This is a genomic window from Pyrococcus kukulkanii (genome assembly GCF_041647995.1).
Taxonomy (GTDB): domain Archaea; phylum Methanobacteriota_B; class Thermococci; order Thermococcales; family Thermococcaceae; genus Pyrococcus.
Genome location: NZ_JARRIB010000002.1, coordinates 243,732 through 263,939 on the forward strand (window position 1 = coordinate 243,732; position 20,208 = coordinate 263,939).

A 20,208-nucleotide genomic window follows, 5' to 3' on the forward strand; every position below is an offset into this window, starting at 1 on the left:
GGTTATATTTCTGAGCAAAGCAAAATAAAAGATAAGTGGATAAAATAGAGCTAAAAACTAAAAGACATCACTTCTTGCCAAGCTTGAGTGTTGATGTGAAGAAGCTTACTAGTGTTGATCCTGCTATTAGTCCTGCACCGAGGACGTACAAGGCGTTTTGCCCTTCCTCTTTGTACTTGTGTGTCACGGCAAGTCTTATTGCAAGGGCTATGAGAACTGTTATTCCTGCAATTGGATATTTTATGAGTAGACCTGTAGCGAAAAGAATACCCAACTGTCTGTCTGGTCCTCCGATTGCCTGGACTATTGCTCCTGGGATTGCCCATAGTAGTAGGTATTTTGCTATTTGTGGATTAGCTCCTGCCTTGATTGTGGCTACGTATACCCTGTCTACAGGAGGAACGAGATCTTGGAGGAGGTACGTCTTAGCGAATATTGCTACCATTGCAGCGGCAACGATTAGTCCTGTAATCTCTGCAAAGTACTGTTGCTTTCTTCCTTCTAGTTCAAATTCTTTGTCTTTTCCTTCTCCTCTTATTATCCATCCGGTCTTAAGGTCATAACCCATATCAGCGAAGGCGGGACCTGTAGCTGCTGTAAATCCTACGAGAAGTCCTAGTGCAGGAGCAGGGAATCCCATTAGAATACCTAGAACTAGGAAGATCAGGGCAGTTGCAAATGCTGGGAACCATCCTGCGTGCATTGCTGAAAGTCCTACAATTAGCTCCGAGACTAAAGCAGCTATCGCTGCAAATATGAACCACCAAACGAACATTCCTGCTGACATTCCACTGTACAGACCACCTAGGAGGGCGAGGAGTAGTGCAACTGCAATGTACAATCCAAATCCTCTAGTTAGAGCAAACCTAATGTCTTTTTCTGTTCTTGTGAATTCATAATTGCTTTCGGCTTCCTCTTTCATTGACTTCTTTTTCTTGGTTATAATCAAGATAATCTGAATTAATGCTACTATTCCCGCTCCTATCATGATACCGTGGGGAACATAGTACTGGTTAATGTCTACTCCAATGAGCTTCGGAGAATATCCTCTAACTATAAGGCCTATTCCAAACATTGCCAATGCCCACATATTTCCTATCCATGCAACACCTGCAATATCCGCTGGAATTCCAAGGTATCTAACTATACCTCCCGCAATCATTCCGTATAGCAAGAGCATTGCTCTCTTACCTTTCTTAGCTGCTGCTATGAGCGTTTCAGCTGTTGCTATTCCTGGGGGCCATGGATTCTTTGCTGGGAATATTCTTGTGTCAAATAACCAGTAAATCATTGTCATATCTATAATAGCTGCTAAGGTTGCACCAATCCACATTGGCACTAGGAGATCTTCCCTCCCGAGCAGCCAAGTCACACCAACAGGCAGGAATATCGCATTTGCAGCTCCAAATGTTGCTCCAGAAATTGCCGTCTGAACCAAGTTCTGTCTGTTTAGGTCCAAAAATGCTTTTAATGCTCTCACAGGAATTCTAGCAAGAAGTATCGCAATCAATGCACCAATGATTGATGTATTTGTTGAAATTCCCAAACGTGTAATGAGTTCTAGACCAATAATGGCACCGAGCACCGCCATTATGATATTCAAAACTAATACTCCCGGTTCAAATGCAGAGGGGTGTTTTCTTTTTGGTTCTTCCATATTTTCCACCTCAAATTACCAAATTTCCATCTCTAAACAAATATTTTCCATCAATTAACACAGTTGGCTTTTTAATAATCCCATCCAGATGGATGGGGGCTTTTACTTTCCCACCAAAGTCGTAGTTGCTTCCTAGGGCAATATGGACCGTTCCAAAAACTTTTTCATCTTCTAAAATGTTTCCACTAATTCTTGCCTTTGGATTAGTTCCTATTCCAAACTCTGCTATATTTCTTGCTTCCTTCCCATACCTAGACAAAATCTCCTCTAACTTCTTTGCTTCATCACCTCCTTCAATTTTTTCAACAAAACCATCCTGAACGATAAGCTTAATGGGATTTTTTAGAACTCCAATTCCTGCCATAGAGCCGTCAATGACAACAGTCCCATTTGCCGTTCCTTCGACAGGTGCTATGTACGCTTCAGCTCCAGGAAGGTTACCACACTCACCAGGGTTCCTATAAACTCCTGTGCTTCTCATGGCTTTTCTGCCCTCTATTGAGAATTCCAAGTCCGTGCCAAGTGAAGTTGTAATTTGGACTGTGCTTCCATTATCCAGAATATCGGCTATTTTGTTTGTAAGGGCTAATATTTCCTCGTAGTCAGCGTTCATTGTCCTAATAAATATTTCTTCCGTGATACCTGGGAGCGTAGCTACTCTTGCTCCTCTTTCACATGCTTCTTTTTTCGCTAACGTGTGGGTTATAGATTTTGAAGTTGGAGCTATTACGACATCTGCTACTTTCATAGCTTCAGCAACTGGTTTGGGAGGTTCTTCTCCATGCATTTTCCGTGGAATAATCTCTATGTAAACGGCTTCAGTGTTTAATTCCTTGGCTTTCATCCAGAGGCTGTACCCTATTTTGCGCTCTGGTTCATCTGCGATTATAAGGACTGACTCTCCCTCTTTAACACCTAGGCACTGCTTTAATGCAATCTCACATGCTTTGTACAGCTCCGGATTAATTTCAAGAAACTCCATACTCTATCCCTCCAAAAGTTCTCCAATAACTCTTGCCATCAGAGTTCTAGGCAAAACAACAGGCTTTTTTGTGATTTCTTTCACGATTTCCTTAAAAGATAGCTTGTATCCGATGCAATCCATCACAATGAGATCACATTCTTTCAGCTCTTGAGCAGCTCTTATGAACTCATCTTCCTTCCCAACGTACGGAGAAACACTTCGAACTTTGATACTTTTAGCAACTCCTTCCCACTTTCTTTTTGTTATTTCTACCTGGTCTGGATCTGGAACTATAACTCCAAGATTTGAGACGTTTAGAGCTTCTACTGTTTTTAAAAGAAGTAAAGAGGGTTCGACAAGTAATTTCCTAGAGGTTAATTCTGGAAACTCTCCAGTACAAAGCACTCCAATGACATCAACTCTTTCTTCTAGCTTTTTAATGCACTCTTGGAGTCTCTTAATGATTTTTTCCCTGCTGAGTCTAACTTGAGTACCATCCCTGAGTCTGGTTACTAAAACATAATCACCTTCTTTTGGAGCTAATTTTTTGATTTCTTCAAGCGTTAGGTCATCTAAGGCTCCACACTCGATAATCTCAACTCCTGCTCCCAAGTACGGCTTTATTTCGGGAACTACGTCTACTCTAGGAGATTGACCTATCGTTACAAAGCCTACTCTCATTTTACTTCCTCCCAAGAGTTTGGAGGTGTTTCATGGAGCCATAGAGCTCAACTAGGCGTTTGAATTCCTCTTCGTCATAGAATTTTACTTTCCCTCTACCAAAGCCCTTAGCGACTTCAATGCAGAATCTAGCGGCCTGCTCAATATCTACTACGTGGCTAGCTCCTGTTGCACATCCTGGAACTGGAACCTCGGCAGTTATGGCGACTCCAACTACGGGTGCATCTGTCGCGGTTGCTGGCTGTAGGATGCTGTTTATGTGATAAACTCCGTTTCCATATGGTGTTATGTCTTGCATTGTAATTGGGACTACAGCAGGCATTCTTCCAGTTACGTACTGCATTATGTCAAGTAAATCGTCACTTACTCTTAATATCCATCCTTCTTTTACAGTTGGAGTTATAGCAAAGCCCCTGACATTTATGATTCTATTTCCCTTCGTTGTATCTACGGAAAGGATTGCATCCATCCTTGGATCAACTTCATACTTGTTCATGGTAGCCATATCTACTGGAGAACCCATAAAGGGAACGGGGTCGTGAGGCTGTGTTGGAGCATTCGGACAAATGTGAGTGGCAATTATTACATCACCGTCTAGAATGTCTCCATTTCTTCTCATATCAGCTAGTTTTAAGGCAACTGCTATTGCAGTTATTGCCCCGTCAGCGTCAGAAACCAGGCCTATCATCTCTGGCCTGGCACCTATTCCTCCTAGTCTTCCAATGATACCAAGTGTTGGAGCATCTCCACCGGAAAGCTTTCCATTCTTTCCGGGCACTATAATCTTGATGAAATCAGTAGATCCTTTTTCGCCTTCTATCCTTTTGACTTCAACGTTTTCTAGTCCCCTTTCTCTAAGAACCTCTGCAACTTTTTCTCCTGTAACATATGCGCTGTCTAACAATTCATAGGCTTCTATAACTTGTTTCATCATTTTTAACCCTCCTTACAAGATCTTCTTTCCAATTACCTCCTCAACTTGTCTCAAAACTTCAGGATCCTTGACTCCAGCACCTAAGATAATGTGCTCTTTGGGCACTACGAGCAAGAGAACATTATCACCTCGTTTTACCTCTGCAGACGTTAGAGGAAGTCCTGTTTGCAAATCTATCATGACTATTAGATCTGGAAAAGTTCCATATCTCTTTCCTTTGGAATCCTCTATCGTCATAAATTCATTCCAAAATGTTACTTCGTACCTTGTGCCATTGCGACCTTTTACAATTACTTTTCCTATATCAAAACCTCCCTTTGTTTCTAGTGTAACCTGCTCTACTTCTCCTTTGCTTATGACATCTCCGCCACCGAGGTACCCTAGTATCTTTTCTACCATTTGATCTACGTCTGACCTGTTCTCTTGGATTATCTTACCAACTTCTGTGGCCTGAGAAATAGCTCCTACTGCGGCATTTTCCTTTACGTACTCTGGTGTTACAGGATTTCTTGTTACTGCTACTAATCCTCCGGCCTGAACTGCTGCTTCTCTAATCATTCTTGCCGCTTTTTCTAAAGGGCCTTTTACAATGACTTCCACATACCTCCCTTTTTCTTTGTTTCCTCCGACTGCAGTCTGGATTGAAACATAGTCAGGAACTTTATGTAGTCCAATGGCACCCATGACACCAGTGGGATGAGCCCTGCCATCTGCAGGAGCATCTACAATTGGAATTTCTAGAACGGCAGACTGAATCCACCCGTTTATTGTTGAGTACCCTCCGTTTTCGGATGATATTAGACCTCCCAGAGGAACCTTGGCAACATCCATAAAGAGCTCTGTAGATTTTATCGCGTGGACAGGTAGAAGATACCCTTCTTTAGCAGCAGGGGCTCCTACCATGGAGGCTGTGGCTATATACTTGTCTTTGGGTACATGATCAACATCTACTATTACAACTTCACCAAGTTCAATAGCGAGTTTTGCATGCTTTAATCCAAGTCTTAAATCTCCCCCTCCTCCCCCTCCAAAGAAAGCGCCACCAAGAACAGCAGCCTCGGCGAGTTTTTCATCAACCTTTAACTTCATGTACTGTCACCCCACACATCTAGTCCCCTAAGAGCATGAAGGGTAACAGCTCCTGCGGCAATTACGGGATCGATAACTGGGATACCAACTTTCTTTTCAAGAACAGGAGCAATCATGATTGTTGACATTCCAGTACATCCTAGAACTATTACGTCAACACCTTCTTCTTTCAATCTCTTCGCAGCCTCTATTGCCTCTTTTCGCCCCCACTCAGTCATTAAATCAAGGGTGTTTGAGACCCCTTTTGGGTGATCTTCGGCAATTAGATTGTCACCAAGAACTTCCTTTATTACCTTTGGAGTTTCTTCAGTCAAGTTAAGGACACCAACTTTCCTACCGTACGCTAGGGCTAATGCAGAGGCAGAGGATCCAGCCCCAATAACGGGAACTGAGACCAATTTCCTAGCTTCTTCAACGGCTGGATCGGCTGCACAGCTTATTATTATTGCATCAACTCCTTCCTCTTCAAACTCCTTTGCTAATCGTAAAATTTTTGGTTTTGCTTCGTTTTCAGTTTTTTCGTCATATATCCCCTTTGGTTGCTCTTCAATGCATCTACTAACTATCTTTAACTCTGGAAATGCTTTCTCAATTAGCTTTCCATGAATATTTAGGAGTTCCTCGTCTTGAATTGTTAACACTCTTATTAGTCCAACGGTGTACTTTTCCATTCAATACACCTACAAAAGGTGCAATAAGTGATGGTATATACCCATTATTGAACCAAAATTTAGAAACATAGGCGCTACATTGAATAATAATTTGAGAGATATTATAGTCCAATGAACTAAAAACTTATTAAGTTATTTTTGTAACAAACAAAATTGAGGGGGTAAAATGAAAACAAGATTGTCAAAAAAAGATTGGCAAATTATAAAGCTCTTGAAAGAAAACGCTCGAATGAGTGATGCTGAGATTGGGAGGAGAATTGGCCTCTCAAAATCCGCTGTGAGGTGGAGGAGAATAAACTTGCAGAAGAGTGGGTGTCTCTTTATATCTGCCTACCTAAGATTTGACAAACTTGGGTACAGTTATGCGTTCATATTAATTAAACTGAAGCCAGGAGCATCAAAGGAACAAGTTATATCTTTCAAAAAGAAGCTTATGGATCATGAATACATATTTGAAGTATATGAAATATGGGGAGACTATGATATCCTTGTAGGAATATTTGGAGAGGATACTCAGCATCTGAGAAAAAATGTTATAGAGATACTCCAAGAGGAAGAGTGTATACATGATTATAAAATACTAGTTGGCGTAAGAACTCTAAAAGGGCTTGAAGTGCCCTTCAAAGATGCATTAGTTGAACAAGAAAAATAAAGAACAATCCAGAGAAATCAAGTAGTTGATGCTTCCTCGTCATTGTATATGTCCTCATCTGTTATCTCTTCTTCGTAACCTCTTGAGCCCTCCAGCGTTTCAATCCTGAACATGTAGCTCTTGTACCAGTTGTACTCGGGCAACTTCTTGATTGGAATTAGCTTCCATGCCCTCGTCTCTTCGGCATAGCCCCAGTTGACGTACTCATTAAAGTTCCTTATTATATCAGTTATTACAACGTTGAATTCATTCAACAACAACTTCTGTATCTCCCTCCACTTGTCTAGAGAGCTCTCTCTCCTCGTTATCCCGAAGTATCCGGCACACCTGGGCCCCTTAAGCGTTGCAATTCCCCTTCCAACGAAAGCTCTAATGGCCTTCACGGTTTCTGGGGGATCCGTGATGAATGTGTCGAACTTATGTAAGGCGTAATCCGGCAGTGGCTTCCTCAGGTCGAACGTGAATATCTCAATGTCGTTGTAACCAATTTCATCGGCGGCCTTCTCTATGAACTTGGTTAACCTCTCATCTATGTCCAAAACAGCTATCCTCTTTGGAAGTCCCGAGAGCATTAGAGCAATGCTTGTTAAATCATCATCACCTAGGACAAACACTTCTTTGTTCTCTAAATCACCTCTAGTGTGCATGAGAATTACCCTGGCCACAGTCGTCTCCGGGGTGACGTAGGCCTGATCGTACTCATGAACTGGCTCAGGCCTGCCCTTCACTATCTCCCTGAACTGCTCCAATAAATCGGCGAAGGCTTGAAGGTCCACTGTTTTGCCTTGACAGTGCGGGCAGGTGTAGTCGTACCTCTTCCCTATCCCGTACTCTGCAACAAAATCTTCTCCCTTCTCGGTAAGCTTAACTCCGTCCTTAAATTCAACGTAGCCAAGCTCGTTCAGGGCCTCAAGAATTGCAACAACCAGTGGCAGTGGTTCCTCACTTAAATCAACGATTCTCCATATATCGTTGCTCGCTAAAACTGCAGATAGGACGTTTTCAATGCTCCTCTCGTAAACTGGTATCTTTGTTTTGACTTTAACCCTCTCAACTATCTCCTTCATCTTTAAACACCTCCAGAAGTGTTCTTTTTTTGAATTCTCTTTTCACCCCTTTTAAAGGTTTCTAAGCTTAGCTTAAACTTTATTTAGTTTTCAAGCAAATGAAAATTTGGTGGGGAGAGTGGAGAGAAAGCGTGGGGCTTATCCTGAGTATACCCTTGAGGATGCCATAGCAACAATATTTCTACTTAGAAATCCCCTTGGCAGGAAGCAGATAGCGGAAAAGCTTGAGCTGGGAGAGGGAACCGTGAGAACCCTACTGAGGAAGCTCTCTAATCTAGGAATAATAGGATCCAAGCAGAGAGGTCACTTCCTAACTGAAAAGGGTGAGAAGCTAAAGGCCAAGATCAATGAAAGCTTCCTTGATCCCGTAGGTGTCTCCGTAGATGGCTGGCCTGCCATCGCCATTGTCGTAAGGAATCCCCCTGAGTTTAAGTCAATAGAGTTGAGGGATGAGGCCATAAAGTTTGATGCAAAGGGTGCGATGATTTTAACTGTCAAAAACGGTGAAGTCGTCTTTCCAGAGGACTTGAGGCCCCTAAAGGAAACGTATCCTGAGATCGTGAGGAAGCTGAAAGACTATAGGGAGGGGGATGCAATAGTGATAGCATGGGCCGAAACCCCACCAAAGGCATTAAAGGCCGCAATACACGTTGCTGTAATAATGAAAGAAAAGGAGCTTCCTGGGGAACTACTGGAGGTGGTTAAGTGATAGTCCTCGCCTTAGACGTTTATGAGAGGGACAAGGCCCTGAAGATAGCTGGGGATGTTAAAGATTACATTTCAATGGTAAAGGTTAACTGGCCCCTAATAGTAGGGAGTGGTCTTGATGTGATAAAAGAGCTAAAGGAAAAGACGGGGCTAAAGGTAATAGCCGATTTAAAGCTCGCGGACATTCCAAACACTAACAGGCTAATAGCGAAGAGGGTCTACGAGGCGGGAGCGGATTATGTAATAGTTCACTCATTCGTTGGGAAGGACAGCGTTTTAGCTGTTAAGGAGCTTGGAGAGGTGATAATGATAGTCGAGATGAGTCACCCTGGGGCCCTCGAATTCATAAATCCGCTAACGGATAAGTTCATCGAGATGGCTAACGAAATAAAGCCTTTCGGCGTTATAGCCCCAGGAACAAGGCCCGAGAGAATCAAGTACATCCGCGAAAGGCTAAGCAGGGAAATAAAGATCTTAACTCCAGGAATAGGGGCCCAGGGAGGAAAAGCCTTAGAGGCCATAAAAGCCGGTGCGGACTACATAATCGTTGGGAGGGCAATATACTCTTCGGAGAATCCCAGGGAAGCGGCAAGAAGAATTTACGAGGAGGTGAAAGGATGGAGCTCAGGGTGAAGCATCCGCTTAGCAAGAAGGAAGTTAAGGAGATAATAAGACAACTAAGCGAGATGTTTGGGGAGGAGATAGCATCGAAGATGCTCAAGAAAAAGGATGATGTTAAGGTTGCCGAATTTGATAAGATGACCGAGATAATAATCGTAAATGACAGGCCAATGTTCATAAGGAGAAAAGGCCTAATTTTTCCTTTGGTTATAGCCCTTTACAACCTATCAGATGAGGAAGACCTAAGGAAGTGGCCCAGGAGAGTCGTCGTTGATGAAGGAGCGGTTCCCCATATCCTTAACGGAGCTGACGTTATGGTCCCAGGAATAGTTGATGCTGACGAAAACATTAGGGAGGGGGACTTCGTCTTCATAGTGGAGGAGAACTATGGGAGGCCCCTGGCGATAGGAATTGCATTAATGAGCGGAAAGGCAATGAAGGAGAGGGACAGGGGAAAGGCCGTGAAGGTGATACACCACGCGAGGGATAAAATATGGCAGATAACCGCAAGATAAGGGTGGTAGTCGGTGGGGTCTTCGATATCCTCCACGTCGGCCACATTCACTTTTTAAAGATGGCCAAGGAGCTTGGAGATGAGCTGATAGTTATAGTTGCACATGATGAAACCGTAAAGAAGAGGAAGGGAAGGCCCCCAATAAATCCAGCCGAGGATCGAGCTGAAGTCCTTAGGGCGATAAGGTACGTTGATGATGTTGTAATAGGAGAACCGGGGGAGGTAAGTCTTGAGATCATTAAAAAGCTCAAGCCAGATATAATAGCCCTGGGCCCAGACCAAGACTTCAGCTGCAAAGACTTAAAGGAGAGACTAAAGAGGGAAGGCCTAAACGTTGAGGTGATAAGGCTGCCCTACCTGTACAAGGCGGACAGGGCAAAGACGAGCAAGATAATTCAGAGGATCATTGAGACTTTCTGCGACTGAACCTTAGGACGACGAATTCCTTGAACTTCATTACCTCCTCAAATCCCTTCCTCTTGTAGTAGTTGTACGCATCTAAGTTCGGGAAGGTCACAACGTATGCCTCCTTCTCAAGACTCTCAAGTCTTTTTATCGCAAATTCTAAGAGTTGGCTTCCAAGGCCCTTTCCCCTGTACCTCTCGTCAACCATGAAGAACTCTATTAGGCCGGTTCTTGGGCTCATTATCTCCTGGGGGATCCACCACACCCCTTCCTTTGGGAGTTTGTACACCAAGGCGATTGTACCGACTATTCCATTATCTTCAGCAACGTATAACTCATCAAACTCCTTAGCTAACCTGAACTCCAAGAATGGCTCATAGATTTTCTTAAAACCTTCAAAATCATCAATGCTCGGCTTTTTCTCAACCCACTCCAACGCCGGATACTTCCCTTTAGTACTCCTGTATATTCCGAATACGAACTTCACAAGTTCATCCTTTAGGCTGAGGGGATTCTCTGCTCTCTTCACTTCCACCATATGGAACACCAAACTCGTTGTGGAACACCTTCCACCACTCCTCAACTTCCTCTCCGTGGGGCCTCTTCTCCTCGGCCGGGAACCCTATAGCTATTATGAATGGCACTCTCAGGTTCCTGGGAACGTTAAGTATCTCTTTAACGTACTCCTCAGCATCTCTCCCATCGAAGCTCTTCCTGTTCATTATCTGAATCCACACGCTCCCAAGGCCTACCGCGAAAGTTGCGAGGTGTATGTGCTCCGCAACTATAGAGCAGTCCTCAAGCCAGACGTCGCTCTTCTCTGGATCACCAACTATCGCTATAGCCAAGGGAGCACTCGCCAATGGATTTGCCCCGGGCTTCGCTTTGCTTAACAGGTCTAGCTTCTCCCTGTCATCTATAACGATGAAGTACCAGGGCCTCCTGTTGTGGGAAGAAGGGGAGAGGAAAGCTGCCTTTAGGATTAACTCAACGATTTTCCTGGGGATTTTCTCGTCTTTAAACCTCCTTATGCTTCTCCTTTTTCTCAGCAATTCAAAGAACTCCATCACAACACCTCTAGGTAAGCTTTAATTAGTTCTTTAGTCGCCAGCAGACCCTTAACGTGAGTCCTCTCCATTCCATGGCTCGCGTGGACTCCTGGACCTATGAGAGCAACTCTGAAGTCCCAGCCGGCCCTCAAAGCAGCGGAACCATCTGAGCCATAGTAGGGAAAGACATCTACAACATAGGGGATCTTTCTCTCCTCGGCGAGCTCTATCAGCTTAGTCGTCATCTCGTAATCGTAGGGGCCCGTTGAGTCCTTCGCGGCAATTGAAACCGCTGTTTCCTTTCCATAGACTCCCTCACCAACGACGCCCATGTCTACAACGAGTAGCTCCTCGGTAGTCCTGGGGTAGCCAGCTGAGCCTCCGTGGCCGACCTCCTCATAGGGCGAGAAGAAGAATGCCACGGGTATGTCATGGAGCTCATCCTTCAAGTCCGCGATGAGATCAAGAATCACGGCTACACTAGCCTTATCGTCAAGGAAGTGGGCCTTCACGAAGCCATTGACGTACTCGAACTTTGGATCGAAGGCTATGAAGTCCCCAGGCCTTATGCCGAGCTTCTCTGTATCTTCCTTCTTCTCGACTTCGGCGTCGAGCCTTATGTACATGTTCTCCTCCTTCCTCTCCTTCTTCCCAACTTCTCTGTTTACGTGGGCGCTTGGATTCTTTAATAGGAGGGTTCCCCTGAACTTCTCCCCCTTCCTCGTTATTATCGTGCAGTATTCTCCCTCAAAGGTTGGAAGGACTAATCCGCCGATCCTCGAGAATGCCAAATGGCCATCGGGAAGGATTTCTTTAACCATCGCACCGAGAGTGTCAACGTGGGCTATAACAACCAGCTTTGGCTCAGGATGGTTGCCTGCTATTAGTGCACCCTTCTTCGTGTAGTACGTGTTAACGCCGAGGCCTTCAAGGTAGTCCTCAAGGTAGGGCATTATCTCCTTCATGTAGCCGGTTGGGGACGGTATCTCGAGAATCTCCTTGAGTATCTTAACTACCCTCTCCATAAAATCACCATGCTAATGTAGAACTGAACCTTAAAGTCATTTTCTCAACAGTTGGATTGCCATCTTACTCTGGAGTTCTTCTATGATTTCAAAAGCTTAAGTATCACTAAGAGCCTTTCTGAAGCTTTCTCTAACAGCTTCACTAACTTCATCAACATCCTTGAGAACTTCAACAAATTCATCTAATAGCCTTTCAACGTTCCTTTTTGATTTTGCAGATACTTCCCTCTCACGGTCAACCATAAAATCCCCCAAGAGTGAATAATGACCCAGGGATTTAAATGTTTAGTAAAAAACCAAGCTCACCTCCTTTGTGGGCTGGAAGCCTTTAAGGGGAGGAAAGCAAAGTTTTAGATTCTATTTCCCTATTTCTTTATGAGGGCACTCTGGCCGTGCCCGATGACGCCAACCTGCTCGGTGAACCATGGGCGACCGTGCGGAGCTGTGGGAACCCCCGCAAAGAGGAGGAGGTCAGATGAATAATTGTCTTGGCTCCAGTGATCAGCCATAGAACGAAGAGCATTCCATATAGTAGCACTCCAAAAACCTTTATCGTTGGACTGCTAAGGAGCGAAGCTACCTTGAGGGCTACTGAGGTGTAGGCTCCGAGGGGGAAGATGAAGGCCCACCATGCGAGGCTGTAATGAAGTGAGATCTTTCTAATGTAGTAGAGGGTGAGCATTACCGCCATGAGGAACCACCAGATACCAAAGCCCCAGAGAAACACGGCCAGAAAGCTCAGCTCCCTTTACTATTGCGAGGTACGATGAAGCCCCAACTCCTATTGAACCGAGGTCTATCCATATTGAAGGGGCCAAGCCACAGGGCATCGGCTCGTGCCTTGTGAACCTCAGCATGACCATTGAGAACAGGCCCAAGTAGAGGAAGAAGCCAGAGCCCCAGGAGAAGTACAGCAGGGCTGAATTCATCTTGTAGAAGCACGTCATTGAAATTCCTATTAGCCCAACTGGCGGAATGAACCACGCTGGACCCAAGGTTTTGGTATCTATTTCGCCTGGGTAAACATCACGTAAGGTATGAGGAGGGAGAAGGCTATGGTCATCAAATCCCTACTAGCCACAAAACGTAAGCTGGCTCATTAAGCTCCAATATCAGCTTCCAGTTCGCCGAGAGGATCAGCATCGCTATAGCTATAGTTCCGTAGAAGTGGGAAACCACCGGATGGTAGAGATCCCTAACTGCATCTTCCCTATAGAGGCCACCTCAAAATCCGAGGTAACGGGAAGGTGTTGAGATAGGCGAGCGCTTTAGCGACCTCTAACAGCGAAGGATAATCCTGGGAGAGCATCTTCGAGGTTATGGCCAAGCCCAGTTCCCGTAACGCTTGTGAGAAAAATATTTTGCAATGCAACTGCAAATAGTTTTTAAATAAGTTTGCAATATAGCTGCAAAATGTTTATAAATACATTTGCAGCATAGATGCACATGCTTGAGATGCAGAACCCCTGGTGGTTTAACGAACCCGATCCTGATTGGGAGCTGTTCAAAATTTTGAGATTTAGGGTAAGGCCCTCGTGGTTAGATGAACTTTCTTTAACGCCATTTTCCTTGAACTTTGTTATAGGTCCAAGGAGAGTTGGAAAGACCATGGGAATAAAGTTGTTAATTAAAGAAATCCTTGAAAAGATAAAAAATCCATATTCGGTGTTCTATTTCAGTTGCGACGTGCTTGAAGATTACAAGGAACTAATGGAGGTTATCGAGGACTACCTAAAACTTAAGAAAAGGAAAGGAGTTAAATCAGCGTTCATATTCCTTGATGAAGTGACATTCGTAGATGATTGGTGGAGAGCCATAAAGTTCCTTATTGACCGCGGTACCCTAAGGAGGGATGTTGTTACCATAACAGGTTCAGTATCTTTAACTCTAGGAAAGCACTTCGAGACATTTGGGGGGAGAAAGGGGCATGGGAGAAGCATAGAGGTCATGCCCCTGAGCTTTCGTGAATATTGCAATCTGTTCTATCGCGAGTTCTTTCCTCTCAAAGCCAAAGAAATACTTGAAGAGTACCTTGAGACGGGGGGATATTTGGCCTACCTTAATAGCAATTTAAAAGCTGAGGATATCATCGGATTCCTAAAGGCAGATATCAGGGCCCTTGAACGCTCTACTGATGTGGCTAAGGAAGTTATGGGGGCTATTTTAGATAAAGCCCCCTCTCCCATCTCTTTTAACTCAATAGCTAGGGAGGTTGGAATTTCCCCTCACACTGCAAGGGAGTACGTTGAGCTCTTTGAGAATCTCCGCGTCCTGAAGCAGGTCTTGTACCTTGGAGGAGACGGCAAAGTTTATCCCAGGAAGGAGAGAAAATTGATACTTCGCGATCCCCTCCTGGTTAAAGCTATGGAGCTCTGGACAAGAAGGAAAGTTGAAAGAGCTGTGATCTATGAATGGCTTGTTCAGGAGCACCTTTACAGAAAATTTAAGGAAGTTTTTTATTACAGAAATTCCTTTGAAATAGACGCTATAGCTGGAGATTTAAAAGTGGAGGTTAAATCCAAGGTAAGTAGGGGGAAATACCCAAAAGGCGTTAAAGTCATAGGGATCGATGAGATCCCTGAGTTCCTTTATAACATCTAAAAGTGAGGAACATGAAGTTCATAGCCGACATGATGCTTGGTAGGCTCGCTCGATGGTTGAGGCTCTACGGTTACGATACTCTGTATGGAATTAAAGAGGATGACAGAATCCTTGAAGTCGCTAAAAAAGAGGGCAGGATAATACTTACGCGGGACTCTGAGCTTGCTAGGAAGGCTAGAAAACTTGAAGTGAGAGTTATTCTAATAGAGTCCAACTCCTTCGAGGATCAAGTTAGGCAACTGATGAGGGAGGGAATACAGTTTAACGAGCTATTCCCCGAAAATGCTAGATGTCCGAAGTGCAATGGGCCAATAGTTAGGGTTAGGAAGGAAGACATAAGGGATAAAGTTCCCGAGAAGGTTTATGAGGCCTATGACGAGTTCTACGTCTGTCTAAATTGCGGCCAAGTCTACTGGCCCGGGAAGCAGTGGAGGGAGATGATAAAGATTGATAAAAGAATTAGGGATATCAGCAAACTCTCGGGACGGGATCACCAATCGGAGGTTCCATGAATCTCTTTCCTCCAATGCCCGTTTCTAGAATGACCTTTCCTGGATACTCCTTTATTACCTCTCCTATGATCGCTGCATTCTTCCCCTTCTCGGTCTTCCTCATGGCCTCAAGGGCTTCCTCGGCGTACTCCCTCGCCACAATCATGATGACCTTCCCCTCATTGGCGACTTCATAGGGACTTATTCCGAGCATGTCGCTTGCAGCTTTTACTTCTGGTCTTATCGGTATGTCGCTCTCCTTGACAAGGATTCCAACGTTGGCCTTCCTCGCCATCTCGTTAAGGGCGTTGCTGAGGCCTCCTCTTGTTGGATCTTTCATTGCATGGATGTTCTCCCAGCCTATTGCCTTCGCTACCGCCTCCACTACATCCCATATCGGTGCGACATCGCTCTTGAGCTCAGTCTCAAATGATATACCCTCTCTGTGGCTCATTAGGGCTATTCCATGGTCTCCTATCGTTCCGCTGACCAAAACGGCATCGCCAACTCTAGCTCCAGCATCGCTTATCGGCCTTTCCGCTATCCCTATTCCGGCCGTAATCACGAAGATCCCTATCTCATCTTCAACGACTTTAGTGTCTCCTGTAACTATTGGAACGGGAACCTCTTCCGCTGTGTCGTTCATTGATCTGAGAATTCTCTCCAAATCTGCTCCATCAAAGCCCTCACCAATTATCAGGGAGCTTGCCATGGCTAATGGTTTAGCCCCCATAACGGCTAGGTCATTGACTGTTCCGCTGACAGCTAATCTGCCTATGTCACCCCCCGGGAAGAAAAGCGGTTTAACTGTGTGTCCATCTATCGTAAACACCAGGTGCTTATCCCCTAGAGGTATTGTAGCCCCGTCATCAAGGGCCTCTAGGCCAATTCCGCCAGCGGAGTTTAGCTTTATGTTCTTTAGTATTACATTCCTGATGAGTTCTTCCATTAACTCCCCACCGGCACCGTGCTCAAGCTTTATCTTCATACTCATCCCCATTACTACTCCAAACTTAGGTCTTAATAAGGAAACGTTTTTAAGGTAATATCGAGTTTTGATATCGGGATCCGATATGAAATATCGGGACTTTTTAATCTTTCACATACTCCACCACGCTGAGAAAGGAGGAATAACCGGAGCTTTCATGATGAAAGAGCTTGAGAGACACGGCTACAGAGTCAGCCCAGGGACTATTTATCCCTTACTCCACTCAATGGAGAAGGAGGGGCTGCTAAAGAGTAGATGGGAGGTTAGAGAAGGAAGAAGGATACGCGTGTATGAGATAACGGAAAAGGGCGTGAAGGCTCTCCAAGAAGGCCGTGAAAGGGTTAGAGAGCTCTGTAAAGAACTACTGGGGGAATATGAATGAAGGAGAAGAAGATATTCGGGATAAGCTGGAACGTCTTCCTCCTCGGAATAGTCAGCTTCCTCAACGATATGAGCAGCGAGATGATAATGCCCATAGTTCCTACTTACCTCACCGACATCCTGGGTATAGGAAAGGCCCTCAGCGGTTCAATCATGGGGCTGATAGAGAGCTTAAGCTCACTGTTCAAGGTTCTGTTTGGATACTTCAGCGATAGGTTCAGGAAGAGAAAAGCCTTCGTTGCCCTGGGTTATACGCTCTCAGCCATAGCTAAAGGTTCCCTGGCATTCATAAGTAGCTGGTGGGAGTTCGTTGCCCTGAGGATAGTGGACAGGATTGGTAAGGGAATAAGGACGGCCCCCAGGGATGCTTTAATTGCCGAATCTAGCGAGAAGGGCAAAACGGGAAAGGCCTTTGGCTTCCACAGGATGATGGACACCTTGGGGGCCGTTGCTGGCCCCTTAGTTGCCATGGGCCTCCTAGCGGTATTCTCTCAGCTACCCAAGGTCGTTGCCTACAAGAGGATATTCATAATCTCGGCGATCCCAGGATTAATAGGTGTTCTCATAGTCCTCCTCTTCGTCGTCGATAAGGGCGGAGAAGTTAAGAAGAAGATAAAAGGCATATCGGCATTGAGATCAAGAAACCTTCAGCTGTTCCTGGTTATAGTCGCGATAGGGGCCCTTGGGAGGTACAGCTATGCTTTTACTCTCTGGAAGGCTGAAGAGCTTGGACTAACGGTTATGCAGGGCTTGGGCTTCTATGCTCTCTTCAATCTCATCTACGCCCTCTCAGCCTATCCCCTGGGAGCTTACTCAGATAAGATAGGGAAGAGGAAGCTCATAACTATTGGCTTCGGAATAGCGGCTTTAGCTTCGATAGCCTTCGCATTCGCAAGAAACGCCTTAGAACTTGCGTTGGCCTTTATCCTCTACGGAACATACATCGCGATAGAAGATACAATTCCAAGGGCTTACATGGCTGACCTAGCGAAGGAGTTCGAGAAGGGCACAGTTATAGGAGCCTATCACACAGTTTTTGGAATCTTCGTGTTTCCAGCTTCGGTGATGGCCGGAGTACTCTGGCAGACCTACTCCCTAACCCATGCGTTCCTCTATGCCGCAACTATGAACGCCTTGGCAATGATCCTTATGGTTCTAACGAGGGAAAAGTAGGGCCTCCTGGCTCGGTTTAAAAGTTTTTCCGCGAAGCTTTATTAATTTTTAATTCCAGCTTTTTTCTGGTGGGTGAGCATGAAGTTTGAGAGCTTAGATGAAAAAATGAAAAAAGTTTATGCAAAGATACGAACAATTGACGAATTCCACTGGCACATTGACGATAACTCCATAATTGGAATTCACAAGAAGAGCGGGATGAAGCTACAGGTGAGGATAGCGGGCAGTAAGGAGGAAGCTGACAGACTTGCCCAGGAGAAGGAACCCGGGGCTCTCGACGTTATAGTGATCCCTGGGAAGGGAACCTTCTACGTTAACAACGGTGCCTTTATAATGTCCCTGAAGTTCCTTAGGCCAACCGTTCAGGATATAGCTGATCATATAGTTTGGGCCGGCTTTAAGGTAGTTGAGAAGGATGGAAGGTTGGAACAGGAAGATATATATGAGTACCTTGGTGGGAGGCTGATAGAGCACTTAAAGCAGGGCCTAGTTAACGGGAGGGACTACGTATTCTGGCCCTTCTACAAGTGCAAGCACTGCGGAAAGTACGTGGATATAGACAGCCTTGCTAGGCACATGAAAAGCCATGGTGAGGACGTGAAGGAGTGGAGCGAGGAGAAATACGAGATACTTGAGATAAACTTCGCGGATAAGAAGGTTTATGACAAGTTCGGAAAAGAAGTTCCTATGGACAAGTTTAGTGAGGAGGCCCAGGACTTCATAAAGGACAGCTTTGAGGGTGAGTGAGCATGAGGTTCTTCCTTAAAACTACCCTCTTCCTTGGGGAGGGCTCACTGAAGAACGTTGAAAAGATCGTGAGCGAAAACGAGAGGGTTCTCGTGTTTTCATCGAGATCAATGGACAGGCTTGGCTTCTTGGGGGAAGTTACCAAGTACCTTGAAGAGGCCGGCGCCGTTTACGAGACTATAATAGGCGTTCCAGCTGAGCCAACCCTAGAAGCCGTGGAAGAGATACTCCCAAAGGTCAGGGAGTTCGAGCCTGAAACGTTCATTGCAATCGGTGGGGGAAGCGTTATAGACGTTGCAAAGGCCGTCAAAGTCTTTTATGACGTTCCTGACTTGAACTTCGACGACGTAGCTATATTCAGCAGGTTCCAGAAGGTGAATCCTATTCCAAAGCTCAAGACTAAGCTCATAGCCATCCCATCAACGAGCGGGGCTGGAAGCGAGGTTTCAGCCGCGAGCGTCATAAAGAAAGGTGACACAAAGTACACCCTCGTAAGTCCCGAGCTCTGCCCGGACTATGCAATCCTCGACCCGAGGTTGCCGGAGAAGATGCCTAAGGAAGTCGCCAGGAACTCCGGATTGGACGTTCTGGTTCATGCAATCGAGGCGTACGTTTCAAAGGCCGCAACTCCATTCAGCGATGCTTATGCAATTAAAGCCGCGAAGACGGTCTTTGAGTACCTAGAGAAGAGCGTCAGTGGGGATAGGGAGGCAAGGGAAAAGATTCACTATGCCGCAACCATGGCCGGTATAGCCTTCCTTAATGGTAGGCTTGGCTTGGTTCATGCAATGAGCCACAAGGCGGCATGGATAGGGCCTCACGGGCTGGTTAATGCAGTTCTCTTACCTTACGTCATGGAGTACAACATAAAGAGGGCCCCAGGAAGATATGAGTCCCTTGCAAAGGAGCTCGGCTTCAAGGATGGAGAGGAGCTGTACTTCAAGGTCATTGAGCTAAACGAGAGGCTTGGAGTTCCCAAGCTCTCTGAGATCGTTGATGAAAAGGAGTTCATGGGGAAGCTCGATGAGATGGCTAAAAAGGCGTATGAAGATCCACTAGTAAACTTCAATCCGGTGGAGCCAACGGTTGATGACATCAAGGGGATCTATCTAAGGGCCTACCGCGGGGAGTGAAATGAATAAGGGATTGGCGAAGTTTGGGGATTCTCTTATCAACTTCCTTTATTCTCTTGCTTTAACTGAATTCCTGGGGAGGCCAACTGGGGATAGGGTTCCTAACGCATCTTTAGCTATCGCTTTAGACTTAGCAGGGCTTTCAAAGGGGCTGAGGAGAATGGACAAGCATGCAAAGGGCGACTATGCCGAGGCCCTAATTGCTGAAGCTTGGCTTAAAGGCTTAATAACCGAGAGGGAGGCTGTTGAGATAATAAAGGCAAACTTGAGTGAAGACGTTCTAGACTTCTCAAAGAAGAAGGAAGCTATAGGGAGAGCTTTGGCCCCTCTTCTGAAGGTAATAAGCGAGAGGCTCACCTCCTCTCGAGCTTGAACCTCGGCTCCTCTATCCACTCGCTCTTGCACCTTGGACACCTTGAGGGAATATTTATTTCTGGCTTGAATGTAAAGCCGCACTTCCTACATTGGGCTGGCTTAATCAAGAGAACCATGCCTTCTCTTTTTGCGATCTTTGCTATGACCTTTAGGTCTTCAATTATCGCCTTCTTTGACCCCTTGCCCCTAAGCCCCAAGATTCTCGCAAGCTCGCTAACGCTGTAGTCCCTCTCCAAGAGCAACTCAATTATCTTCTCCCTTCTGGTCATTTTTAATCCCGAA

General features: G+C 45.4%; 27 protein-coding genes. 12 read left to right on the forward strand and 15 right to left on the reverse strand.

The window, feature by feature from the left end:
- Positions 1–67: 67 nt before the first annotated feature.
- From P8X24_RS05395 to P8X24_RS05420, 6 genes are read right to left on the reverse strand one after another with little or no spacing between them, the layout of a single operon-like run.
- Positions 68–1,657 (reverse strand): OPT/YSL family transporter, encoded by a 1,590-nt coding sequence (locus P8X24_RS05395; RefSeq protein ID WP_372914424.1) that lies wholly within the window; start codon positions 1,655–1,657, stop codon positions 68–70.
- A gap of 10 nt (positions 1,658–1,667) precedes the next feature.
- Positions 1,668–2,639, reverse strand: coding sequence for an aminopeptidase (locus P8X24_RS05400; RefSeq protein ID WP_372914425.1), 972 nt, complete (start codon positions 2,637–2,639; stop codon positions 1,668–1,670).
- Positions 2,640–2,642: 3 nt separating this feature from the next.
- Positions 2,643–3,302 (reverse strand): AroM family protein, encoded by a 660-nt coding sequence (locus tag P8X24_RS05405; protein ID WP_372914426.1) that lies wholly within the window; start codon positions 3,300–3,302, stop codon positions 2,643–2,645.
- Between the two features lies 1 nt (position 3,303).
- Complete coding sequence (locus tag P8X24_RS05410) at positions 3,304–4,236, reverse strand: DUF1177 domain-containing protein (RefSeq protein WP_372914427.1); 933 nt, start codon at positions 4,234–4,236, stop codon at positions 3,304–3,306.
- 12 nt (positions 4,237–4,248) lie between these two features.
- Entirely contained in the window at positions 4,249–5,325 is a 1,077-nt protein-coding gene (locus tag P8X24_RS05415; RefSeq protein ID WP_372914428.1) for a DUF917 domain-containing protein, read from the reverse strand.
- Positions 5,322–5,996, reverse strand: a complete 675-nt coding sequence (locus P8X24_RS05420) for an aspartate/glutamate racemase family protein (protein WP_372914429.1) — start codon at positions 5,994–5,996, stop codon at positions 5,322–5,324. Before P8X24_RS05420 ends, P8X24_RS05415 begins: the two co-directional genes overlap by 4 nt.
- Before the next feature lie 166 nt (positions 5,997–6,162).
- Between P8X24_RS05420 and P8X24_RS05425 the strand changes: the two genes are divergently transcribed.
- A complete protein-coding gene (locus P8X24_RS05425; RefSeq protein WP_372914430.1) occupies positions 6,163–6,648 on the forward strand; it encodes an Lrp/AsnC family transcriptional regulator in 486 nt (161 codons plus the stop codon).
- Between the two features lie 17 nt (positions 6,649–6,665).
- Here P8X24_RS05425 and bpsA read toward each other — a convergent pair whose 3' ends face one another.
- Entirely contained in the window at positions 6,666–7,715 is a 1,050-nt protein-coding gene (bpsA, locus tag P8X24_RS05430) for a N(4)-bis(aminopropyl)spermidine synthase (RefSeq protein ID WP_372914431.1), read from the reverse strand.
- A 118-nt stretch (positions 7,716–7,833) separates the two neighbouring features.
- Here bpsA and P8X24_RS05435 point away from each other — a divergent pair, with 118 nt between their 5' ends.
- Genes P8X24_RS05435 through P8X24_RS05450 form a run of 4 tightly spaced genes read left to right on the forward strand, consistent with a single transcriptional unit; the run spans position 7,834 to position 9,984 of the window.
- Positions 7,834–8,424, forward strand: coding sequence for a DUF4443 domain-containing protein (locus P8X24_RS05435; RefSeq protein WP_372914432.1), 591 nt, complete (start codon positions 7,834–7,836; stop codon positions 8,422–8,424).
- Complete coding sequence (gene pyrF, locus P8X24_RS05440) at positions 8,421–9,056, forward strand: orotidine-5'-phosphate decarboxylase (RefSeq protein ID WP_372914433.1); 636 nt, start codon at positions 8,421–8,423, stop codon at positions 9,054–9,056. The genes P8X24_RS05435 and pyrF overlap by 4 nt, the downstream gene beginning before the upstream one ends.
- The gene (locus tag P8X24_RS05445) at positions 9,041–9,559 is read left to right on the forward strand and encodes an RNA-binding protein (RefSeq protein WP_372914434.1); all 519 of its coding nucleotides are present in this window, start codon (positions 9,041–9,043) and stop codon (positions 9,557–9,559) included. The genes pyrF and P8X24_RS05445 overlap by 16 nt, the downstream gene beginning before the upstream one ends.
- Positions 9,538–9,984 carry an adenylyltransferase/cytidyltransferase family protein gene (locus tag P8X24_RS05450; protein ID WP_372914435.1) on the forward strand — a complete coding sequence of 149 codons (447 nt, stop codon included), beginning with the start codon at positions 9,538–9,540 and terminating at the stop codon, positions 9,982–9,984. The genes P8X24_RS05445 and P8X24_RS05450 overlap by 22 nt, the downstream gene beginning before the upstream one ends.
- Here P8X24_RS05450 and P8X24_RS05455 read toward each other — a convergent pair.
- The 6 genes from P8X24_RS05455 to P8X24_RS05480 form a co-directional block, all read right to left on the reverse strand.
- Entirely contained in the window at positions 9,962–10,501 is a 540-nt protein-coding gene (locus P8X24_RS05455; protein WP_372914436.1) for a GNAT family N-acetyltransferase, read from the reverse strand. The two genes, P8X24_RS05450 and P8X24_RS05455, sit on opposite strands and share 23 nt — an antisense overlap.
- Positions 10,455–11,030, reverse strand: coding sequence for a nitroreductase family protein (locus P8X24_RS05460; RefSeq protein WP_372914437.1), 576 nt, complete (start codon positions 11,028–11,030; stop codon positions 10,455–10,457). The genes P8X24_RS05455 and P8X24_RS05460 overlap by 47 nt, the downstream gene beginning before the upstream one ends.
- Complete coding sequence (locus tag P8X24_RS05465) at positions 11,030–12,037, reverse strand: M42 family metallopeptidase (RefSeq protein ID WP_372914438.1); 1,008 nt, start codon at positions 12,035–12,037, stop codon at positions 11,030–11,032. The genes P8X24_RS05460 and P8X24_RS05465 overlap by 1 nt, the downstream gene beginning before the upstream one ends.
- A gap of 96 nt (positions 12,038–12,133) precedes the next feature.
- On the reverse strand, positions 12,134–12,280 hold the full coding sequence (locus P8X24_RS05470) for a hypothetical protein (RefSeq protein ID WP_372914439.1): 147 nt from the start codon (positions 12,278–12,280) through the stop codon (positions 12,134–12,136).
- Positions 12,281–12,410: 130 nt separating this feature from the next.
- Complete coding sequence (locus tag P8X24_RS05475) at positions 12,411–12,728, reverse strand: hypothetical protein (protein WP_372914440.1); 318 nt, start codon at positions 12,726–12,728, stop codon at positions 12,411–12,413.
- The gene (locus tag P8X24_RS05480; RefSeq protein ID WP_372914441.1) at positions 12,697–12,984 is read right to left on the reverse strand and encodes a hypothetical protein; all 288 of its coding nucleotides are present in this window, start codon (positions 12,982–12,984) and stop codon (positions 12,697–12,699) included. Before P8X24_RS05480 ends, P8X24_RS05475 begins: the two co-directional genes overlap by 32 nt.
- A 499-nt stretch (positions 12,985–13,483) precedes the next feature.
- Here P8X24_RS05480 and P8X24_RS05485 point away from each other — a divergent pair, with 499 nt between their 5' ends.
- Together P8X24_RS05485 and P8X24_RS05490 are read left to right on the forward strand one after the other, a co-directional pair.
- Positions 13,484–14,638 carry an ATP-binding protein gene (locus P8X24_RS05485; protein WP_372914442.1) on the forward strand — a complete coding sequence of 385 codons (1,155 nt, stop codon included), beginning with the start codon at positions 13,484–13,486 and terminating at the stop codon, positions 14,636–14,638.
- An 11-nt stretch (positions 14,639–14,649) separates the two neighbouring features.
- Positions 14,650–15,150, forward strand: coding sequence for a DUF5615 family PIN-like protein (locus P8X24_RS05490; RefSeq protein ID WP_372914443.1), 501 nt, complete (start codon positions 14,650–14,652; stop codon positions 15,148–15,150).
- On the opposite strand, the gene hypE is transcribed toward P8X24_RS05490, so the two are convergent.
- Positions 15,107–16,117 (reverse strand): hydrogenase expression/formation protein HypE, encoded by a 1,011-nt coding sequence (gene hypE, locus P8X24_RS05495; protein WP_372914444.1) that lies wholly within the window; start codon positions 16,115–16,117, stop codon positions 15,107–15,109. The two genes, P8X24_RS05490 and hypE, sit on opposite strands and share 44 nt — an antisense overlap.
- A gap of 85 nt (positions 16,118–16,202) precedes the next feature.
- Here hypE and P8X24_RS05500 point away from each other — a divergent pair, with 85 nt between their 5' ends.
- The 5 genes from P8X24_RS05500 to P8X24_RS05520 all read left to right on the forward strand — a co-directional run bounded on the left by P8X24_RS05500 (position 16,203) and on the right by P8X24_RS05520 (position 19,924).
- Positions 16,203–16,499, forward strand: a complete 297-nt coding sequence (locus P8X24_RS05500) for a PadR family transcriptional regulator (protein ID WP_372914445.1) — start codon at positions 16,203–16,205, stop codon at positions 16,497–16,499.
- Entirely contained in the window at positions 16,496–17,671 is a 1,176-nt protein-coding gene (locus P8X24_RS05505) for an MFS transporter (RefSeq protein ID WP_372914446.1), read from the forward strand. Before P8X24_RS05500 ends, P8X24_RS05505 begins: the two co-directional genes overlap by 4 nt.
- 78 nt (positions 17,672–17,749) lie before the next feature.
- On the forward strand, positions 17,750–18,418 hold the full coding sequence (locus P8X24_RS05510) for a TBP-interacting protein (protein ID WP_372914447.1): 669 nt from the start codon (positions 17,750–17,752) through the stop codon (positions 18,416–18,418).
- A gap of 2 nt (positions 18,419–18,420) precedes the next feature.
- The gene (locus P8X24_RS05515) at positions 18,421–19,551 is read left to right on the forward strand and encodes an iron-containing alcohol dehydrogenase (protein WP_372914448.1); all 1,131 of its coding nucleotides are present in this window, start codon (positions 18,421–18,423) and stop codon (positions 19,549–19,551) included.
- A 1-nt stretch (position 19,552) separates the two neighbouring features.
- Positions 19,553–19,924 carry a ribonuclease III family protein gene (locus tag P8X24_RS05520; protein WP_372817257.1) on the forward strand — a complete coding sequence of 124 codons (372 nt, stop codon included), beginning with the start codon at positions 19,553–19,555 and terminating at the stop codon, positions 19,922–19,924.
- On the opposite strand, the gene P8X24_RS05525 is transcribed toward P8X24_RS05520, so the two are convergent.
- Entirely contained in the window at positions 19,905–20,195 is a 291-nt protein-coding gene (locus P8X24_RS05525) for a transcriptional regulator (RefSeq protein WP_372914449.1), read from the reverse strand. The two genes, P8X24_RS05520 and P8X24_RS05525, sit on opposite strands and share 20 nt — an antisense overlap.
- Between the last annotated feature and the right edge of the window lie 13 nt (positions 20,196–20,208).

Bases quoted from the DNA above. Each gene is read 5' to 3' on its own strand.
- P8X24_RS05395 (WP_372914424.1), bottom strand. From the start codon at position 1,657: ATGGAAGAACCAAAAAGAAAACACCCCTCTGCATTTGAACCGGGAGTA.
- P8X24_RS05400 (WP_372914425.1), bottom strand. From the start codon at position 2,639: ATGGAGTTTCTTGAAATTAATCCGGAGCTGTACAAAGCATGTGAGATT.
- P8X24_RS05405 (WP_372914426.1), bottom strand. From the start codon at position 3,302: ATGAGAGTAGGCTTTGTAACGATAGGTCAATCTCCTAGAGTAGACGTA.
- P8X24_RS05410 (WP_372914427.1), bottom strand. From the start codon at position 4,236: ATGATGAAACAAGTTATAGAAGCCTATGAATTGTTAGACAGCGCATAT.
- P8X24_RS05415 (WP_372914428.1), bottom strand. From the start codon at position 5,325: ATGAAGTTAAAGGTTGATGAAAAACTCGCCGAGGCTGCTGTTCTTGGT.
- P8X24_RS05420 (WP_372914429.1), bottom strand. From the start codon at position 5,996: ATGGAAAAGTACACCGTTGGACTAATAAGAGTGTTAACAATTCAAGAC.
- P8X24_RS05425 (WP_372914430.1), top strand. From the start codon at position 6,163: ATGAAAACAAGATTGTCAAAAAAAGATTGGCAAATTATAAAGCTCTTG.
- bpsA (WP_372914431.1), bottom strand. From the start codon at position 7,715: ATGAAGGAGATAGTTGAGAGGGTTAAAGTCAAAACAAAGATACCAGTT.
- P8X24_RS05445 (WP_372914434.1), top strand. From the start codon at position 9,041: ATGGAGCTCAGGGTGAAGCATCCGCTTAGCAAGAAGGAAGTTAAGGAG.
- P8X24_RS05450 (WP_372914435.1), top strand. From the start codon at position 9,538: ATGGCAGATAACCGCAAGATAAGGGTGGTAGTCGGTGGGGTCTTCGAT.
- P8X24_RS05455 (WP_372914436.1), bottom strand. From the start codon at position 10,501: ATGGTGGAAGTGAAGAGAGCAGAGAATCCCCTCAGCCTAAAGGATGAA.
- P8X24_RS05460 (WP_372914437.1), bottom strand. From the start codon at position 11,030: ATGGAGTTCTTTGAATTGCTGAGAAAAAGGAGAAGCATAAGGAGGTTT.
- P8X24_RS05465 (WP_372914438.1), bottom strand. From the start codon at position 12,037: ATGGAGAGGGTAGTTAAGATACTCAAGGAGATTCTCGAGATACCGTCC.
- P8X24_RS05470 (WP_372914439.1), bottom strand. From the start codon at position 12,280: ATGGTTGACCGTGAGAGGGAAGTATCTGCAAAATCAAAAAGGAACGTT.
- P8X24_RS05475 (WP_372914440.1), bottom strand. From the start codon at position 12,728: ATGGCGGTAATGCTCACCCTCTACTACATTAGAAAGATCTCACTTCAT.
- P8X24_RS05480 (WP_372914441.1), bottom strand. From the start codon at position 12,984: ATGACGTGCTTCTACAAGATGAATTCAGCCCTGCTGTACTTCTCCTGG.
- P8X24_RS05485 (WP_372914442.1), top strand. From the start codon at position 13,484: ATGCTTGAGATGCAGAACCCCTGGTGGTTTAACGAACCCGATCCTGAT.
- P8X24_RS05490 (WP_372914443.1), top strand. From the start codon at position 14,650: ATGAAGTTCATAGCCGACATGATGCTTGGTAGGCTCGCTCGATGGTTG.
- hypE (WP_372914444.1), bottom strand. From the start codon at position 16,117: ATGAAGATAAAGCTTGAGCACGGTGCCGGTGGGGAGTTAATGGAAGAA.
- P8X24_RS05500 (WP_372914445.1), top strand. From the start codon at position 16,203: ATGAAATATCGGGACTTTTTAATCTTTCACATACTCCACCACGCTGAG.
- P8X24_RS05505 (WP_372914446.1), top strand. From the start codon at position 16,496: ATGAAGGAGAAGAAGATATTCGGGATAAGCTGGAACGTCTTCCTCCTC.
- P8X24_RS05510 (WP_372914447.1), top strand. From the start codon at position 17,750: ATGAAGTTTGAGAGCTTAGATGAAAAAATGAAAAAAGTTTATGCAAAG.
- P8X24_RS05515 (WP_372914448.1), top strand. From the start codon at position 18,421: ATGAGGTTCTTCCTTAAAACTACCCTCTTCCTTGGGGAGGGCTCACTG.
- P8X24_RS05520 (WP_372817257.1), top strand. From the start codon at position 19,553: ATGAATAAGGGATTGGCGAAGTTTGGGGATTCTCTTATCAACTTCCTT.
- P8X24_RS05525 (WP_372914449.1), bottom strand. From the start codon at position 20,195: ATGACCAGAAGGGAGAAGATAATTGAGTTGCTCTTGGAGAGGGACTAC.